At 63.5% G+C, this 17,618-nt stretch carries 18 protein-coding genes; 10 read left to right on the top strand and 8 right to left on the bottom strand.

Going from position 1 to position 17,618, the window contains the following annotated elements:
* Nucleotides 1-78: 78 nt before the first annotated feature.
* From ACIGGF_RS17140 to ACIGGF_RS17125, 4 genes are all read right to left on the bottom strand, one after another.
* Complete coding sequence (locus ACIGGF_RS17140; protein ID WP_397522438.1) at nt 79-1,323, bottom strand: DUF222 domain-containing protein; 1,245 nt, start codon at nt 1,321-1,323, stop codon at nt 79-81.
* Nucleotides 1,324-1,478: 155 nt separating this feature from the next.
* Nucleotides 1,479-1,694, bottom strand: a complete 216-nt coding sequence (locus tag ACIGGF_RS17135; protein ID WP_397522437.1) for a hypothetical protein — start codon at nt 1,692-1,694, stop codon at nt 1,479-1,481.
* Between the two features lie 24 nt (nt 1,695-1,718).
* Nucleotides 1,719-2,123: a hypothetical protein gene (locus ACIGGF_RS17130; RefSeq protein WP_397522436.1), complete on the bottom strand. Its 405-nt coding sequence runs from the start codon at nt 2,121-2,123 to the stop codon at nt 1,719-1,721.
* Nucleotides 2,116-2,511 carry a hypothetical protein gene (locus tag ACIGGF_RS17125; protein WP_397522435.1) on the bottom strand — a complete coding sequence of 132 codons (396 nt, stop codon included), beginning with the start codon at nt 2,509-2,511 and terminating at the stop codon, nt 2,116-2,118. The genes ACIGGF_RS17130 and ACIGGF_RS17125 overlap by 8 nt, the downstream gene beginning before the upstream one ends.
* 232 nt (nt 2,512-2,743) lie before the next feature.
* On the opposite strand from ACIGGF_RS17125, the gene ACIGGF_RS17120 reads away from it, so the two are divergent.
* From ACIGGF_RS17120 to ACIGGF_RS17085, 8 genes are read left to right on the top strand one after another with little or no spacing between them, the layout of a single operon-like run.
* Nucleotides 2,744-3,268: an MSMEG_0572/Sll0783 family nitrogen starvation response protein gene (locus ACIGGF_RS17120; protein ID WP_027495238.1), complete on the top strand. Its 525-nt coding sequence runs from the start codon at nt 2,744-2,746 to the stop codon at nt 3,266-3,268.
* Nucleotides 3,269-3,277: 9 nt separating this feature from the next.
* Nucleotides 3,278-4,333 (top strand): MSMEG_0568 family radical SAM protein, encoded by a 1,056-nt coding sequence (locus ACIGGF_RS17115; RefSeq protein WP_397522434.1) that lies wholly within the window; start codon nt 3,278-3,280, stop codon nt 4,331-4,333.
* A 1-nt stretch (nt 4,334) separates the two neighbouring features.
* Nucleotides 4,335-5,747: an MSMEG_0567/sll0787 family protein gene (locus ACIGGF_RS17110; RefSeq protein WP_397522433.1), complete on the top strand. Its 1,413-nt coding sequence runs from the start codon at nt 4,335-4,337 to the stop codon at nt 5,745-5,747.
* A complete protein-coding gene (locus tag ACIGGF_RS17105) occupies nt 5,744-6,625 on the top strand; it encodes a carbon-nitrogen hydrolase family protein (protein ID WP_397522432.1) in 882 nt (293 codons plus the stop codon). The genes ACIGGF_RS17110 and ACIGGF_RS17105 overlap by 4 nt, the downstream gene beginning before the upstream one ends.
* Nucleotides 6,618-6,908 carry an MSMEG_0570 family nitrogen starvation response protein gene (locus ACIGGF_RS17100; RefSeq protein ID WP_397522431.1) on the top strand — a complete coding sequence of 97 codons (291 nt, stop codon included), beginning with the start codon at nt 6,618-6,620 and terminating at the stop codon, nt 6,906-6,908. Before ACIGGF_RS17105 ends, ACIGGF_RS17100 begins: the two co-directional genes overlap by 8 nt.
* Nucleotides 6,905-8,194 carry an MSMEG_0569 family flavin-dependent oxidoreductase gene (locus ACIGGF_RS17095; RefSeq protein WP_397522430.1) on the top strand — a complete coding sequence of 430 codons (1,290 nt, stop codon included), beginning with the start codon at nt 6,905-6,907 and terminating at the stop codon, nt 8,192-8,194. Before ACIGGF_RS17100 ends, ACIGGF_RS17095 begins: the two co-directional genes overlap by 4 nt.
* A 7-nt stretch (nt 8,195-8,201) precedes the next feature.
* Nucleotides 8,202-9,053: a carbon-nitrogen hydrolase family protein gene (locus tag ACIGGF_RS17090; protein ID WP_397522429.1), complete on the top strand. Its 852-nt coding sequence runs from the start codon at nt 8,202-8,204 to the stop codon at nt 9,051-9,053.
* Nucleotides 9,050-10,141, top strand: a complete 1,092-nt coding sequence (locus tag ACIGGF_RS17085) for an MSMEG_0565 family glycosyltransferase (protein ID WP_397522428.1) — start codon at nt 9,050-9,052, stop codon at nt 10,139-10,141. Before ACIGGF_RS17090 ends, ACIGGF_RS17085 begins: the two co-directional genes overlap by 4 nt.
* Here the strand turns inward: ACIGGF_RS17085 and ACIGGF_RS17080 are convergent.
* Genes ACIGGF_RS17080 through ACIGGF_RS17070 form a run of 3 tightly spaced genes read right to left on the bottom strand, consistent with a single transcriptional unit; the run spans nt 10,093 to nt 14,838 of the window.
* Nucleotides 10,093-11,124 (bottom strand): adenylate/guanylate cyclase domain-containing protein, encoded by a 1,032-nt coding sequence (locus tag ACIGGF_RS17080; protein WP_397522427.1) that lies wholly within the window; start codon nt 11,122-11,124, stop codon nt 10,093-10,095. The genes ACIGGF_RS17085 and ACIGGF_RS17080 overlap by 49 nt on opposite strands.
* Nucleotides 11,117-12,544 carry an HAD-IB family hydrolase gene (locus ACIGGF_RS17075; protein ID WP_397522426.1) on the bottom strand — a complete coding sequence of 476 codons (1,428 nt, stop codon included), beginning with the start codon at nt 12,542-12,544 and terminating at the stop codon, nt 11,117-11,119. The genes ACIGGF_RS17080 and ACIGGF_RS17075 overlap by 8 nt, the downstream gene beginning before the upstream one ends.
* Complete coding sequence (locus tag ACIGGF_RS17070; RefSeq protein WP_397522425.1) at nt 12,541-14,838, bottom strand: glycerol-3-phosphate 1-O-acyltransferase; 2,298 nt, start codon at nt 14,836-14,838, stop codon at nt 12,541-12,543. The genes ACIGGF_RS17075 and ACIGGF_RS17070 overlap by 4 nt, the downstream gene beginning before the upstream one ends.
* Before the next feature lie 437 nt (nt 14,839-15,275).
* Between ACIGGF_RS17070 and ACIGGF_RS17065 the strand changes: the two genes are divergently transcribed.
* Entirely contained in the window at nt 15,276-16,004 is a 729-nt protein-coding gene (locus ACIGGF_RS17065) for a DUF6319 family protein (protein WP_397522424.1), read from the top strand.
* A gap of 66 nt (nt 16,005-16,070) precedes the next feature.
* Nucleotides 16,071-16,727, top strand: coding sequence for a serine protease (locus ACIGGF_RS17060; protein ID WP_397522423.1), 657 nt, complete (start codon nt 16,071-16,073; stop codon nt 16,725-16,727).
* Between the two features lie 84 nt (nt 16,728-16,811).
* Here ACIGGF_RS17060 and ACIGGF_RS17055 read toward each other — a convergent pair whose 3' ends face one another.
* Entirely contained in the window at nt 16,812-17,492 is a 681-nt protein-coding gene (locus tag ACIGGF_RS17055; RefSeq protein WP_397522422.1) for a TetR/AcrR family transcriptional regulator, read from the bottom strand.
* Nucleotides 17,493-17,618: the final 126 nt, after the last annotated feature.

The raw sequence follows: 17,618 nt of genomic DNA, 5'->3' as shown, positions 1-17,618 counted from the left end.
GCGTTTCACAACACGAAGCGACCACACCATCACGGGCGTCACGAGAAGCATCCTCCTCGGCTGCAGCTCCGCGTGCCGCTAACTTAACGGCATTGGGATGTGGTGGCCTTCGGTCCAGGCGGCGGGTTTGCCGCAGCCGGGGAAGGCGCAGCCGTGGTCTCGGGCGGTGAGGGCGCGTTTCTGTTTGGCGGTGACGGTGCGTGCGGTGCGAGCCAGGTTCAGCGGGTTGCCGTTCTCGTCCATGACGATGGCGGTCAGGAGGCAGTCGCAGGCCAGTTGGCGGGAGGTGGTGCGGGAGAGCGGCCCCATCCAGGGCAGCCAGCCGACAGATGTGCCGTCACCGAACAGATCCCGATACGCGCCACGATCTTGGCTCGGTCCGGCAGCGCTGTCGGTCTCGAGTTCATCCGCCGCGTCCGACTCGGTCGGGTCGGAGTGTATTGGGTCGGAGTGGATCGGGTTGCCGGCGTCGATGTCCACCGGGTCGGCTGGATCGGTGTTGTCGGATTCTGCTGCAGCGCGGGTGGTTTCGTCGTCGGTGATGTCGTCACTGTTCTGACCGCCCAGGCTCTGGAGGTCCCGCAACCGAATGTGCAGGTTGACGTGCGGTTTCTCCCCACCCTCGGTGGGACGATCGCTCATAGCGAGGTAGCGGTCGAGGATGTGCCCGAAAGCATCGGCGCGCCGTCTGGCGGGACTGCGGTCGTCGGGGGTGCCGTCAGCTGCGGGGCGGGGTGCGGTGAGCGGGGAGAGTGCAGCGAGCAGTTTTTCGCCGGTGACGGCGTCGAAATCCATCTTCGCTACCAGGCGTCCGTTGAGGGTGGTGGAGGCGAAGAGTTCGTTGCGGTCGGTGTCCTCGGCGGGCGGTGTCTTGCCTCCGAAGGTGTCGTGGAGGCGGGTGATCGCAGCGCGTAGTGGTCCGGTGCGGGCTTCGGGCCCGGTTGCGGACGTCAACAATGCCGCTCTGGCGTCGTCCTGGCCTTGTTGGGGGAGTTCTTTCGGTGGCGTTTCGGCGAAGTCGAGGATCAGAGCGGCGTGGTCGACGGAGATGCTGCCGGTGTTCACGGCGTCGGCGATGTCGGGGAAGTTCTTCAGGCCGCGGGCCAGGGCCACGATCTTGTGCGCTTTGCTCGGTGTGAGCAGGGTGGTGGAGGTGAGCCAGCCGGCGGGGCCGGGGAAGCCGAGCTTCTCCCGGGAGACGCGGATGTCGATCTCGGCGACCAAAGCAATCCGCCGAGCTTCCAACAACTGAATGTCATGGGAGACCGCGGCAGCGTCGGCGAGCAGTTCGCTCTCGCTCAGTTGCCAGATCTCCGTGGTCATAGGTGCAAGCGTATCGAACATGCATTCGACTGGCAACCATCGTTGAATCGAAAACTATTGCTGTGCAGGAAGATTCGTGAATCGAAACCTGTCGGTGGGGTGTGCTAACGGCTAATTCAAGAGTTGGAGATCTTCATGCTTCCCCGGGATTCCAGCTAACCGGACCGCGCAGACGTACTCGCAGGCCGTACCGAACCGGGCTTCGAGGTCCGTGGATCGTTCGCGGTCTTCACGCGCGTCAACTCGCGTCGCATTGTCGCGGGCCAAATCTCGAAGAAGTAGTCCTCGACCGGCTCGCTCACCGGCTCTCTGTGCGCTGCTACAAGCGAGAACAGGTGGTAATCGACATCGACGGTCGTCCACGTGGTCATGGCCGATTTTGGCCCCACAGACCCCTACCGCTGTCGAGTCTTTCGCAACCACCACAATCCCGCGATGGGTAGTACCACCGGGATGAAGACGTAACCGGATCCGAAGTGCGACCACACCGTCGGCTCCGGGAAGTCTTGTGGCTGGATGTAACTGAGGGTCCCGATGCCGAGAACTCCGACGAGTTCGATGATGCAGGAGACCGTCACCACTCGTCGCGATGCTTCCGTTGCTCGTGCCAGGCCGACCGTTGCGATGATGTAGACCACCGCTGCGAATGCGGAGAGCAGGTAGGCGACCGGGGCATCGTCGAATCGGGTGGTTAGTTGCACCAGTGACCGCGCTGTCGCGGCAACGGCGAACACGGCGTAGACGGCGATGAGGAAGCGCCCGAATCCGGTGCGCGTTGCTTGCTGGAGTGCGTCAGGCATATCCGGCCCAAATCTGGCTCAGGCGCAGCACCATGGCCGCGAGGGTGAGGACGGCGACGAGGAGTACCGCGGTACCGCCGCGGGAGCGGTCGCCCAGGGACCACCACGTGCCCAGGGGTAGCAAGAACAGCAGTCCGACGAGGTACGCGCCGAACGTCAACCGATGAATCTCGCGATCCGAGGTGAACATCAAGACGAACCCGATGACGGCCTGCAGTGCAACGACGGCCTCGGTGGCCGAGATGGTCCAGAACAGTGCTCGATCGGACTTGTTCTTCAACAGCACGGGCCGGTTCGCGGCCAGCTTCACGAGCACCCAGATGCCCACTACCAGGGACAACGCGTACAACAAGCCGGTGACGGCGCCGATCATCGAGTTCCTCGTCATGCTGCGGTGGGTGGATGGACCTGTTCCCACAGTAACCGCGTAACACCACGTCAACACTGTGAGGCCCTCGAAACACGACGTTGTTCCGAGCGTGACCAATCGGAAATCGACGAGGCCTGTACTTGTCCCATGGCCGCAGAGGATCTGTTCTCTCGCCGGACATGACGCTTTTCTCGGGTGGCCATCGGTGTCCGCCGCATTCAGCCCGCTCTGCGAACCACAGGAGACACACGTGTCAGATCTCGACCAGTCCATCGCCGAGAACATCAAGAAGTCCCTCGAGGAGATTCCGCATCCCTCACTTCCCAAGGGCAGCAACATCTACGGTTCCACCAAGATCTTCCCCGACTACAAGGCGGAGAACGGCGAGAGCTACTTCACGTTGGTGCACGGTATCGCCCACGAGTCCTCGGTCTCGTTCGTCGCGGTGCTGCAGGCCACCCGCGCTCTGCGCAAGGGTTTCGAGTCGGCGATGTATTTCTACGGACCCGGTGCCATCAATTGTCTTGCTACCCGGGGCTTCCCGACAACCGGCGATTCCGGTTTCCCGGGTGAACAGAACATCAACGACTCCCTCGCGACGTTCATCGCCGAAGGTGGCACCGTGTTCTGCTGCCGCTTCGGATTGGCCCTGCACGGAGGTCGCGAAGAAGACCTCATCGAGGGTGTTATCCCGGCTCACCCCTTGGACGTGCAGGACGCGTTGATCCACTACGCGCGCAAGGGTGCCATCATCAATTCGACCTACATGGTCTAGGAGACGGCTATGTCCATATCTACCCGTGTGGATCTGGCGTTGCTCGGAATCCGAGGAGCGACGCCGGTGTCCAGAACTGCCGGTGCCGGCCCGAGTGACGATGGACATGTCCGCATCGATGGTCTCGGCGCTGCCATCCCACGTAACCCGCTGAGCCCGTATGTGCTCGAAGAGGGGCGAGTTCTGTTCGACGGCAACGACATCGGTCTCGATGTTCAGGCCGTCGACCGGCCGAAGTTCTACGACCTCGCCACCGCCGACGGCATCGCCTACGAGAAGATCGCCAAGCTGCACGGCACCAGTGTTCTGGCCACGACCGTAGTGCAGACGTGCATCCGCTACGACGCGGATCAACGGTGCCGCTTCTGTTCCATCGAAGCATCTCTGGAGGCGGGCGACACCATTGCCGTCAAGACGCCTGCCCAGTTGGCGGAGGTGGCGGAGGCCGCGGTACGGCTGGACGGGGTCACTCAGATGGTCATGACGACGGGCACCTCGGCCGCGAAGGATCGCGGTGCCCGTCACCTGGCCCGGTGTGTGCGTGCCATCAAGGCCGTGGTTCCGGAACTACCGATCCAGGTGCAGTGCGAACCGCCCGGCGACCTGCAGACCATCCAAGATCTGTACGACGCCGGAGCCGAGTCCATCGGCATTCACGTCGAATCCCTCGACGACGACGTGCGTCGCAGATGGATGCCGGGCAAGGCCTCGGTATCGATGGACGAGTACCGCGCGGCATGGAAAGAAGCGGTCCGAGTCTTCGGACGCAATCAGGTGTCGACGTACATACTGGTCGGTCTCGGCGAAGATCCCGACGAATTGGTCTCGGGCGCAGCAGAACTGATCGAGATGGGTGTGTATCCGTTCGTCGTTCCGTTTCGGCCGCTCGCGGGCACGTTGGCGGTCGATGTCGATCGGGCGACGGAACCCACTTCGGACGTCCTCGAAAGCGTCACTCGACGCGTCGCCAAGGAACTTCAGGCGGCGGCAATGCTCGGATTCGATCAGAAGGCAGGCTGCGCTGCCTGCGGTGCGTGCAGCGTTCTGCAGAACGCGGGAGGCTGACATGTACAGGGTGGACACGCAAGATTTGGCCGGATTATCTGGCGCTGCAACCAGGGTCGTGGAGTCCGAGTTCATCGTTCAGCCGTGCGAGAGCCCGGCCCAACTGAGCCCGTACCGGGCTATGCGTCGAGAGACTTTCGTTGCCGAACAGGGCTTGTTCACCGGCACCGATCACGACGACGTCGACGACGATCCCCGTGCCGTCGTTCTCGTCGCCACCGACCGACACGGCACCGTGCTCGGCGGAGTGCGACTGGCACCCTGCACGGCAACGGATCTGGGCTGGTGGGCCGGCAGCCGCCTGGTGGTCGCCTCGTCGGCCCGCACATCCGGCGTGGGGCCGGCGCTGGTTCGTGCGGCCTGCGCTCATGCCGAGAGTCGGGGAGTGCTGCGCTTCGATGCGACGGTGCAAAAGCGTCACGAGCCACTGTTCACCCGTCTCGGCTGGATCAGACGCGGAGACGTCGAGGTGGCCGACACTCCACATGTGGCGATGTACTGGCCCATCGACCGAATCGAACGGCTGGTGTCGTCGACCAAGGCGATGCTCGCGGGTGTCCTTGCACCCCTGAAAGCACAGCCACTGGGGCTCGGTGCCAAAGGCTTTCGAGGCGACGACGGAGTGCCGGTGCCGGGGAGCGACATGATCGCGGCCTGCGACGCGATCATTCCCTCGATGGTCGACCGCGATCCGGAATGGGCCGGCTGGTGTGCGGCACTGGTCAACCTCAACGACCTCTCGGCGATGGGTGCCGACGCAGTCGGCATGCTCGATTCCGTCGGAGCGCCCACGCAGTCTCGGCTCACCCGCATCATCCGCGGTCTCGCCAATGCATCTGCGGCGTGGCAGGTTCCGGTGCTCGGGGGCCATACTCAGGCCGGGGTTCCGTCGTCGCTGTCGGTCACCGCGCTGGGTCGCACGACCGACCCCGTACCCGCGGGCGGCGGCCGCGTCGGCGATCGTTTGACACTGACGGCAGACGTCGAAGGCGGCTGGCGTCGTAATTATCAAGGTCAGCAGTGGGATTCGACGTCACGACGTAATTCCGCCGAGTTGGCGGTCATGGCCTCGTTCGTCGCTCGAACCGCTCCCAGGGCCGCCAAGGACGTCTCGATGGCCGGCTTGGCGGGGACTACCGGGATGTTGGCCGAGGCGAGCGGAACTGGTGCCGTATTGGACATTTTCTCGATCCCGAAGCCCGACGGTGCGTCGATGGGTGAATGGATCACGTGTTTTCCCGGGTTCGCGATGATCACCGCGGACCGTCCCGGTGCACCGACTGCACCGTCCGGACCTGCGTTGTCCGCAGAATGCGGAGAGCTCACCGATATTCCGGGCGTCGCGTTGCGATGGCCCGATGGAATCACCACTCGCGCGGTCACCTCGACGGTGACCGGATTGGGAGAAGCATGAACGACATCACGATTTCCGTGGCCGCAGCCGAGTTCGGCCGCGACATGGAACAGGGCTACGCCACTATTGCCGCTCTACTCGAAGAATCGCGTAATCGCGGTAGCCAACTGTTGGTGCTACCGGAAGCATGCCTGGGCGGGTACCTGCCCAGTCTCGGTGGCGGGGACGAGACCGAGGATTCGCGACAGCGTCGGTTGAAGGCACTTCCGCCGGCCCTGGAACTCGACGGCCCCGAGGTCAGGCGAGTCATCGACATGGCAGGCGATACCGTCGTCACGTTCGGATTCTGCGAGAAGGACGGCGATACCCGCTACAACGCCGCAGTGACGGTCGACGGCAGCGGCATCCTGGGCTCGTACCGCAAGGTGCATCAGCCACTCGGCGAGAACCTCTGCTACGACGCGGGAGAGAGCTACTCCGCCTTCGATACTCCGGTCGGCCGGATGGGGATGCAGATCTGCTACGACAAGGGATTCCCCGAGGCTGCAAGGGAACTCGCGCTCGACGGAGCCGAGATCGTCGCGTCCATCTCCGCGTGGCCGACGGCCCGTACTGCGACGGTGGAGAACATGGAAGAAGATCGGTGGAAGCAACGCTTCGACATCTACGATCGCGCTCGCGCACTGGAGAATCAGATCATCTGGGTGGCGGCCAATCAGGCCGGCACCTTCGGTTCACTGAGGTTCGTCTGCAGTGCCAAGATCGTCGGGCCCGGCGGTGAGATCCTCGCGGGAACAGGCGTCGAACCGGGCTTGGCCACAGCCACCGTCGACGTCGAGGCGCTCATCGGTGCGGCACGTGGCGGCGGCATGTACAACCTGCGCGATCGGCGTCCATCGGTCTATCGGACCATCACCAAGGAGACCGTTCATGCCTGAGATGTCGTTCGTGGTGCGATGGCCTGACGGTCGCGAACAGTCCTGCTATACACCGTCTTTGGTGATGCACGACTATCTGAGCCCCGGCCAGGAATATCCGGTGGCCGAGTTCGTGCAGCGGACGTCCGACGCATTGACCGTGGCGAGCGATCGAGTTCTCGCCAAGTTCGGTATGCGATGCACATCGGCCGCGCAGCAAATGGAAGAAATACACGGTGTCAGCGCGTCGTATCAGGCCGGTGCCGTTCGCGTACTGAGTATGTCGGGAGCCGAATTGCTATGACTGCGAACAGTGTTACTGAGCACCACAGCGTGATCGTCATCGGCGGCGGGCAGGCCGGCCTGTCCATCAGCTGGCATCTGACGCAGCGCGGCATCGACCACCTCGTCCTCGAACGCGACACCATCGCCCACGAATGGAAGGACTCGCGCTGGGACAACTTCACCCTCGTGACCCCCAACTGGCAGTGCGCGCTTCCCGGGTACTCCTACGACGGTGACGATCCCGACGGGTTCATGCAGCGCGACGAGGTGTACGCCTTCGTTCGACGCTATGCCGACAGCTTCGATGCACCGGTCCGCGAACATGTTTCCGTCATGAACGCCCTTCAGAGCGCAGATGACGGCTTCGACCTGCAGACCTCCGTCGGCCCCATGCATGCCGATCAGATCGTCGTTGCCGTCGGCGGCTACCACATTCCGACCATCCCGCGGTTCGCCGAGAGGCTTCCCCGTGACATCGTCCAGATCCACTCGTCCGAATACTGCGGCTCGCATCAGTTCCCGGACGGCGACGTGCTCGTGGTCGGTACCGGTCAATCCGGTGCGCAGATCGCCGAGGACCTGCACCTGGACGGTCGACGCGTGCATCTCGTCGCGGGTACCGCACCTCGTGTTGCACGCTTCTATCGCGGCCGTGACTGTGTCGCCTGGTTGCACGACATGGGCGTCTACGATGTCTCCATCGAAGATCAACCCGGTGGCGTCGGCAAACGCGAGAACACGAACCACTACGTCACCGGCCGTGATGGTGGTCGCGACATCGACCTGCGCGCATTCGCCACCGAGGGCATGCAGCTGTACGGACGCATGGTGGGTGTGGAGGACGGTGTTCTGCGGTTCGCCCCGACCCTCGAAGCCTCCCTCGACGCCGCGGACCGTGTGGCCGAGAGCATCAAGGACAACATCGACGCCTATATCGAACGCGAGGGCATCAGCGCGCCCACCGAGGACCGCTACGTTCCGGTGTGGCGTCCGGAGTCCGAGACCACCGAACTCGATCTCGCCGACACCGATATCACCGCCGTCGTCTGGTCGGTCGGCTTCCGAACCGACTACCGGTGGCTGAAGGTGGGGGCGTTCGACGGCGAGGGCCACCCGACGCACAACCGCGGCGTCACAGCCGTTCCCGGCCTGTATTTCCTGGGCCTGCCGTGGCAGCACACCTGGGGTTCGGGACGATTCGCCTCTGTGGCCAGAGATGCCGCGTTCCTGGCCGATCAGATCGGGCTGGAGATCAGTGCTGCGCAGTCTCGGAACTCACCGCAGCCGCAGAGCCAGATGGTCTGAGTTCGACGTGGTCCTCATCAAGATCGGCGCTTTGGCAGCACATTTCGGACGAGACGTCGATCGGGCCGTACTGAAGATCACGACGATCATCTCCAGTGCGGCCCGAGAGGGTATCGATCTCCTGGTGCTGCCCGACGCATCCCTCGGGGGCTATATCAACAGTCTGAGCAATCCCGATCCGGCGGAACTGCCGCCCACCCTCGATCCGGACGGTCCGGAGCTGGCCGCGATCATCGCGGCGGCGGGTGAGATGACGGTGTGTGTCGGGTACACCGAGCTGTCGAAGGGGCTGCGATACAACGCTGCTGCGTGCCTGACAGGTGACGGCATTCTCGGCAGTTACCGGAAGGTGCATCAGCCGCTCGGAGAATCGCTGGCCTACGCGGCCGGAGATCGTTTCGATGCTTTCGATACACCTGTCGGGCGGATGGGCATGCTGATCGATTACGACAAGACGTTTCCGGAGTCGGCCCGCACGCTTGCATTGGACGGCGCGAGAATCATTGCGGCACTGTCGGCGTGGCCGGCCAGCGTCACCGATCGGGCCTCCTCGCTACCGAACGATCGGCAGTCCCGACTGTTCGATCTGTACGACGCTGCGCGCGCCGCCGAGAACCAGGTGGTGCTCGTCTCGTCCAATCAGACCGGGGTGATGGGATCCCTGCGCTTCCTCGGTCAGGCGAAGATCGTCGGGCCCGGTGGAGACGTCCTGGCGAAGACGTGGGCCAAGGGCGGTCTGGCTGTGCACGAGATCGACGTCGACGCCGAGGTCGACCGGGCTCGGAGAGGGTTGCATCACCTGGCCGAGCGACGCGTCGACGCCTATCCGAACTTGTTGCAGGAGAAGCCGTATCAGTGAAGATCGCCCTGTTGACCTACTCATCGAAGCCGCGGGGCGGAGTGGTGCACACGTTGGCACTGGCCGAGGCGCTGGCGCGCGCCGGGCAGAACGTCTCGGTGTGGTCGCTCGGCCGCGGCGGCGACAGTGGGTTCTTCCGTAGCGTCGACCCGGCCGTCACGGTACGGATGGTCCCGTTTACTCACAAAGAGACCGAAAGCGTCGGGGAGCGGATTCTGCGATCGATACGCGTTCTGCAGCAGGCATTTACCGCCGAGGAGTACGACATCGTCCATGCACAGGACTGCATCTCGGCCAATGCCGTCGGCCGGTGCATCAGGACGATCCACCACCTCGATGAGTTCACCACACCCGAGCTGGCGGCATGTCACGAACGTGCGATCACCACGCCGTACGCCCGCATCTGTGTGTCCGCTGCCGTTGCGGACGACGTCCGACGCGGGTGGGGATTCGACCCGGCCGTCATCCCCAATGGGGTGGACTCCGAAAGGTTCTCGACAGCAGCCGAGTCGGGCCGAACCCACTGGCGTGAAAAACTCGGTCGTTACGTACTCGCGGTCGGAGGAATCGAGCCACGCAAGGGGAGCCTCGATCTGCTCGACGCGGTCTCCAGGCTGCCCGACCGCGATCTGCGATTGGTGTTCGCCGGGGGCGAGACGCTGTTCGACTATCGTGACTATCGAGCCGAGTTCGACCGTCGTGCAGTCGAACTCGGTATCGAGCCGTTGATTCTCGGAACCGTCGACGACAACGAGCTGCCGCATCTCGTGGCGCAAGCCGCGGTGTTGCCGTTCTTCTCCACCAAGGAGGGCTTCGGCCTGGCCGCCATGGAAGCGCTTGCTGCGTCGACGCCGGTGGTGGCGCGCGATCTGCCGGTGCTTCGAGAAGTGTTCAGGGACAGCGTGACCTATGCCGCTACGGTCGATGAGATGGCCGCGGGATTGGGCGACGCACTTCGGGTACCGCCGGATCCTGTTCCCGGTCTCGCGCTCGCGCGCAGCCTCACCTGGGACGAGGCTGCGCGTCGACACATCGAGTTCTACTCCTCGCTCTTGCGTCCGCCCCGCTTGTTGCGTTCAAGTCGATGAGGCTTGAGCTTGTGGAAACCCTTGACCCGAAGTGAGCGAACCGATTTGAGATAGAACTCGGAATCGTGACGCAGTTCCTCCGTCATCACCGTGTCGACGAGAGTCGTTCCCGGATAGGCAGAACTGGTCAGACGTGCGGCCATGTTGACCACCGATCCGTACAGATCGCCGTACCGGGCCAGTACCGGTCCCCACGCCAGCCCGACCCGCAGATCGGGCATGTCTTCCTGCTCGTCGAACGCGTCCTGCAAGTCGAGGGCAATGTGGGCAGCGTCCTCGGGGGTTTGCGCACTGAACATCACCTCGTCGCCGACGTTCTTGATCACCGAGCCACGACCCCGCGCAATGATATTGGTGACCAGCGACTCGAACTCCTCGAGGAGTGTCGTCAATTCGCCGACGTCCAACCGACGCGTCAAGCTTGTGTAACCCACCATGTCGGCGAACCCGACGGCCATCGTGGGACTGTCGGTAACGTCGTCGGGCGCGGCAATGGATCGACCGGCAGCTGCCGCCAGATGGCGTCGCCACGTGTATCCCTGGAGTGCTTCGAGGGTAGGAACGGTCTCGGCGGCGATGGCTCGGGCATTACGCCTGATCGCGTCGACGTCGTTCTTGTCTTCTTCGCTCTCGATGATGCGCTCGAGTATGTGAGAGTTCACAACGCCCACTTGCCATTCCGCGAGCCTCGACATCGACTGCCCGAGAGTGCGCGCGATCGCGACCTCCATCTCGGGTTTGATCACCTTCTGCGCGGTAAGTGCGGTGATCAGCTTCAGGGCTTCGAGATCGGCGTCGGTGTAGACCAGAGCCTCGGTGTCGGTGTGGACGGGAAAGCCCATGCCGATCCACAGTGCGATGACCCGTTCGAGTGGAATGCCGGACTTCTCGACGATGTCGGCCCGGTTGTACTTGGGCTCGCCGCCCAGCAGATTCCGCTCGATCTCGGTCTGCACTACCGAGTTGATCTGGTTCTCAGGCATATCCCAACGTTCTGTCGAAATAGGAACGGACATCGTCCACGTACTCGTCGATCTTGGCCGGGTCCCAATCCGTAGTGGGAATGGGCTCGCCGACAGTGACCCTGACCGTACCCGAGTGGACGGTGAAATCCTTTTTCCACATCACGTCACCCGCATTGTGGATGACGATGGGAACGATGGGCACACCTGCCTGCATGGCCAGGTGGAAGCCGCCCTTCTTGAATCGGCCGAGACGTGACGTAGGCATCCGCGTCCCCTCGGGCGCAATGGCGACGGAGATACCGCTGTGCAGCTTCTCGATTGCGGGGAGCATGGCCTCTCGTGCTTGTGAGGGATCACCACGATCCACGTAGGCGACGTCGAAGATCCTGCCCAGCAGCGCGAATCGTGGGTCGCGCTCTAGTTCGCGCTTGGCCACCGCGGTGATGTCTCGTCGGAGGATGGAGGTGACGATGATGGAGTCGGCAGTGCTCTGGTGATTGAACATGAACACCGCGGGTCGGGCGGACCACGCATTCTCGGTTCCGGTGACGTCGAGCTTGACACCGGCCAGAGTCAACGCGATGTCCGGAGCGATCGTGCTGGTGATGTTGGCACCGGTACGGCGACTCCGCGTGAGCAGACCCAGACCGAGCCCGATCGACGCACTGGCCAACACCGACCCGAGAGCGGCAGTGCTGCGGACAGCCGAGGTGAGGTCGGTGCCGCGCTTGGGCTGCTCCAACGTCAACGACGGCCAGTTCTTCTTGGCCGCGTAGCGCGCGAGATCAGCATCCGGATTGACAGCGACGGGTCGCCCGACGGCCTCGAGCAGTGGCACGTCCTCACCGCCGTTGGAGTAGGCGAAGCAGCCCGCCAAGGCGATGCCCTCACGCTCGACGTAGTCGATGGCTGCTTGGGCCTTGCGCGGACCCCACAGTGAATCGCCGACCAGTTCGCCGGTGAGGATGCCGTCGGTGACGACGGGGGTGGTGCACAGCAGTTCCTCGAACATCATGTCCTGCTGCACCGGTAGTGCCTGGTACGGCGTGGCCGATGTGGCCATCACCAATCGGTGTCCGGCATGCCGGTGAGCCTCGACGAGGGCACGGGCCTGCGGGTAGATCATCGGGGCAATCTCGTTGCGGAACAGCGTGTCTGCCTGTTCCATCAGATCCTCTTCCCGACGGCCTTCCAAACCGCGGACGGCCTTGCCCATCAGGTTGTCGACGGGGGAGTTGCGCATCCGCATCTCGACGACGGCGCTGGAGATCTTCCACAGCTCCTTCACCGTCACGTCGAGGGTCTTGAGGCGCTCGAGAAATACTGCGCGGGCGGAGAATCCGTTGATCAGAGTGCCGTCGAGATCGAAGAATGCCACGGTGTCTCGGCCCGGCGGGGCGGCGGCGATCGCGATCAGTCGATCATCGAACTCGGTCATGAATTGTTCTCCTCGGGGGCCGAGATCGGTTCCACCTCGCGCAGCATACGGTGGGCCATATCGCGAATTGTGCGGACCTTGCGGGCCCATTCGTCGATTTCGAGTGCGAAGTCTCTGCGTCGGCGCGCGATACCGTCGGAGCCTGAATCGACCAGATCGCGGTTCTCGGCCAATTGCAGTGCGGTATCGAACAATTCGCCGGAGATCGCCTCGCTGTGATCGAGTTGCTGACGAAGTCGTCTGGCCTGAGCGGCACCGAGACATTCGGCGATGAACTTCGGCTTGTCGAACTCGCCGCTCTGGGGCAGCAGCATCAGCTGATCGGCCACCACCTGATACGCCTCGAAGATCGGCTGCAGCACGCGGTGCGCCAGGTGCAGATCCTGTGACTGCAGTTGGTGCGCGGCGTAATCGGGATCGCTGATCTTGGTTCGCCAGTCGGGATCGATCAGATCGACCTCGGATTCGAGTCGCTGCCCGAAGTCCTTCTTGTCACCGAAGAAGAACTCGAACTTGAGTAGATCGCGCAATTCGAGCGCCGACTGCCACAGGGAATCCTGAGTGAGCGGTGCCGAATCCCCGCTGGTGGGCAGCACCACCAGTTCGCCGATGGCACGCATGACGAAGAAGTGAATTGCGTTGTTGCGGAAGAACGCTGCGACGAGGTGCTTGTCCTGGGCCAGGTAGAACAGTGGCTCGGGGCCGTCGTCGAACCGCTTGACCACGTTGGCGTTGACCTGCGCGATGACGGCGGACCGCACTACGTCGACGTCGGCGATGTCGACGCCACCGGCGGTGGGCAGGTTCCGGCGTTTGATGTAGCGGGCGAGTGGGGCGATGATGGCCCACATCTCGTTGACGTTGAGGGCGCGATCCTCGATACCCAGCAGAGCCATGGTGACCAGCGCTGCGGGAGTCACCGGAGTGGCATCGTTGATGGCATGGGAAACGCCGAGTGCGATCTTCTGGACCGCGACTCGCTTGTCGGTGTTCTCGGCGACGATCGAGGCCACCGACATCGGTTCGCCGAAGTTCAGATACACGTTGCCTCGCAACGTGCCCTGTGCCCGGATGTACCCGATGGCCATCCTGATTCCTTCGGCCTGCTTCTTCGCGCCGTGTGATTCCTCCGCCATCGCGCCGACCTCGTGCAGCCGGTCGTAGGTGATGGAGGTCGGAATCAGATAGACGTCCTCGGCGTCGCTCGACTCGAGGGCGTCGACCAGATAGGTGAGCAGGCCGAACCTCGGCGGGCGGAGCTTTCCGGTTCGGCTGCGCCCACCCTCGATGTACCACTCGAGGTTGAATCGCTTGCTGAGCAGGAAACTCATGTACTGACGCAGTGTCCACTTGTAGATTGCGTCCGAGAACTTGCGCTGAATCAGTACGACGCCACTGCGTTTCGCGATCGGGCCCAGTGGCCAAAATCCGACATTGATGCCGCCCATCACGTGATTGAGCGGCAGACCCTCGGCCAACAGTGCAGGTCGAAGGACGAGTGGATCGAGGTAGGAGCGGTGGTTCGGCAGAAACACCAACGGATAGTTCTTGTTGAGTTCGCGGACCTTCTGCAGCTGATCACGATCGACGTCGACCTTGTACGCACGCGAGAAGTAGGCACCGAGGGTGCCCCACATCTCCACCGCCCGACGGGTCTCGGTTGCGACCATCTCCCCGAGAATGTCGTTGACCCGCTTGTCGACTGCATCGCGATCCTGACCGACTTCGTCCGCGAGCGCGGTGATGCCGTCACGGAACTTCTTCTGCTCCGTCATGTCCTCGACGACGAATCGCGGAATCTTGTACTCGGAGCCGATCACGCCACGCTCGGCCTTGTCCAACGCCAGACTGGCCTGACGGAGGATGAACGACGACAGAGAGGTTCCGCCGCCGCGCTCGAACCGATCCTGTAGATCACTGAGGGTCGCGGGCTCGCCCACCAACACCGCCGAACGATCGGGATCGTCGTTCGCCACCCACCGCTGCCACACCTGGGTGGGCTTCGATCGTCCGCGCGGAGCGAAGATTCTGTGCAGGATGCCGTTCTTGCGATCGGACAACGTCACGCGCAGCGGAATCAGAAGCGGATCGTCTGCGTAGCCGCGAACACTTTCCGCCAGTGAGGTTCTCGCTTCGCCGGAGAGCACCACCGACGGCGGCCGAGGCTCCCCGTCCGGAGTGGTCGCATCGATCCACTGATTCAGAGCCTGAACCTCGAGGGTGGATTTGGCGTCGAGCAAATACACGTGCGGACCGTCGCTGAGCGACTGTTCGTCCGCGTCGAGGTGGTACATCGAGGCTCCTGTTCCGTACCCATTCGATAAGGCACGTCGCCAGGCTACGCGGGAGGTACCGGGCGCGAGGGTGGTTCGGCGAGGTCGCAGCGCGACCGAATGTCGAGGGTGCCGCGCACGACTACCGGTCGGTAGTGAATGTGACGTCGAGTGGCCTTTCGGGGAGTCGATGTCACGTCGAGTGGACTTGGGCGGGCGGGCGCTCAGGAGTGTCGTCGTATAAAGTCGGAGACGTCGGCCCATCTCGGCCAAGCAATCTTAGTGTGAATCCAAGTAACAGTTACTTCTGGTTACAGTTACTTCGATCGAAGCGCGCATCGATTCGGTATCCATGCCCGGAGCTTCCACGGCGGCATGTGCAGCATGCTCGGTCGGTGACACCGTGGCGCAACTGTGCGACAGTATTCGCAAACACTTTCGAGAGAGGCCGGTAGTCGATGCCACCCCGTGGGCGCGCCGTGAACGATTCGTTGACCCCCGAGAATCTGACCACCCTGGCTGCGGAGCTGGCCGAGGGGCGTCGGGCCACTGTCTATCTTCGTGAGCCGAACCCCAGCCTCGGACTGCCCGACGGCACGTCGGCAAAGGTCGTCTCGATCGACGGCAACACGGTGACGATCAGCCCCAAGGGTGTCAACGATGAATTGCCCTATGAGGCAGAGGAATTGCGCATCACCCGCACTGCTGCAACCCCGCCTGCGGCCAAGCGTGTGCCGGCGAAGAAGGCGACACCGCCGGTGACCTCCGACTCGGATCGGTCCCGAGCAGTGCCGGCACCGACCAGGGCTGTCGCGGAACTACCCAGGGCAGTGGTCGAAAAGCCCGCAGCCGTGGCGGACAAGCCCAGGGCCGTGCAGCCGCAGAACCAGGTTTCGCGTCGACCCAAGAAGGCTCCGGGCGGGGTCAGTGTCACCATTCATGCCGGCGCGGACAACGACTGGTCGGTCACGGTCACCCAGGGTGCGAAGAGGCCCACCAAGGCGCAGCCGGTGAGTCCGGAGTCGGTGAGCCGTGCAGTCCGCGAGTTGGGTGATCCCATCGCACGTGACGCAGTCGAGGCCGTCATATCTCACGCGCGCGAGGAAGCCGCACGCCGCGTTGCAGAACTGAGCCGTAAACTCGAGGAGGCGCGCACGACGCTCGCAGCCCTCGAGCAGGACGTATGAGCGACTCACTCGTGTTCGTACACCTGTTGTTGCTAGGGTTCTGCCGACACCGCTGAGAGGGAGTACATGTTCAAGAAAATCATGCTCGTCGTCGTGGGGGCGGCTGCAATCGTAGCCAGCGTCGGCGTGGGAACCGCATCCGCGGTCACTCCAGCAGCTCTCGGCGGCGGCTCGGGAATCATCGTCGGAGGCCAGGCCGAGTGCACGCTGACGACGATCGGAAACGATCGCGACGGAAATCTCGTCGGCTTCACCGCCGGCCACTGTGGCCAAGCGGGCGCGTCCATCGTCCCCGAGTACGACACCTCACTCGGCGAGGTCGGCCGCATCGCGTTCTCCAACCCGGAGTATGACTACGCCTTGATCCAATTCGACCGTGCCAAGGTCGCTCCGATCAACCGCGTGGGCAACGTGACCATCTCGCAGGTCGGTCCGCCGACCGCATTCCCGAACATCGTCTGCAAGGAAGGCCGTACCACCGGCAACACCTGCGGACTCGCCTACGGCGACATCCTTCAGTCGCAGGAGACCTGGGCGCAGCTGTGTGTCGTCGAAGGTGACTCGGGCAGCCCCGTCGTCGTCGGCAACACCCTCGTCGGCATGGTCAACGCCTACCTCGGCGTAGCGTGCTTCGGACCCGAGGTCGGCACCAACTTCGACGCGATCCTTCGCAACGTCGATCTGGGCAACGGGCTCGGTGCAGGATTCGTCCCGGCTCCCTAGATCCACCGATTTCGGCCGAAGGCCCCGCTGGCGCACGACATCGCGCGAGCGGGGCCTTCGCCGTGTGCGGGGTCCGTGCTGCGTTCAGTGGGAGCGAGCGGGCACGTCGGACGATCGAACGTCGGCAACGATGCGTTCCGCGTCGCCGGGCTCGATGCCCAGCAACACCAGGCTCGACGTCGTGGCAGCTCCCGCAGGGTCGCCGATCAATCCGGCGTTCGTGGCGTCGAGGATCGACAGCGCAATGGCCTCGATGTTGAGTATCAGTACCTCGGCTGCGAGATACGAGGAGAACACACCTTCGCGCTGTCCCCGCCGGATGACCGCGGCGGCCGACTCGCGCATCGGCGTCAGGAGATCATGAATGCTGTTGTGCCCCAAATCGGATCGAGCGACCGCCAGCAGTAGCCGGTACTGATCTCCCACCCGTGCCAGCGCCAGCGTCTGCCGAACGAACACCGTCACCGCCGATTCGTCTGCAGCAGGAATTCGAGTGAGCGCGGCCGAGATTCCTTCGGCCGCTTCCCGGGCGATACCGTCGATCAGAGCTTCGCGCGAGGCGAAGTGGGCGTAGACGGTACGCCTGACCACCCCAGCAGCGGCGGCGACGTCGTTGATGGTTGCATCGGGATTGTCTGCCAGTACCCCCTGTGCCACATGCAGAATCCGCGCGCGGTTCGACCGGGCGTCGCTGCGCTGCACGGACGGCGCTGCGGCGACCCGTGCAGACGAGCTCGACTCCGTCGTCTTACGCACAGTCAACATCTAGCACGATCGTGTGCGCAGAGTGTGGTTGCCGCCACAAAAGATTGCCGATCCTAGTCGACTCTTCTTAAGCTGCACAGCACTGTGCAAGGTGTGTCTCGCACTTTGCCAACGGGGGGAACACAC

Origin of the sequence: Rhodococcus sp. NPDC078407 (assembly GCF_044542515.1) — a bacterium.
Lineage (GTDB): Bacteria > Actinomycetota > Actinomycetes > Mycobacteriales > Mycobacteriaceae > Rhodococcoides.
The sequence above is the reverse complement of the archived record's forward strand: the minus strand, read 5'-3'. Positions and strand labels throughout refer to the sequence as shown.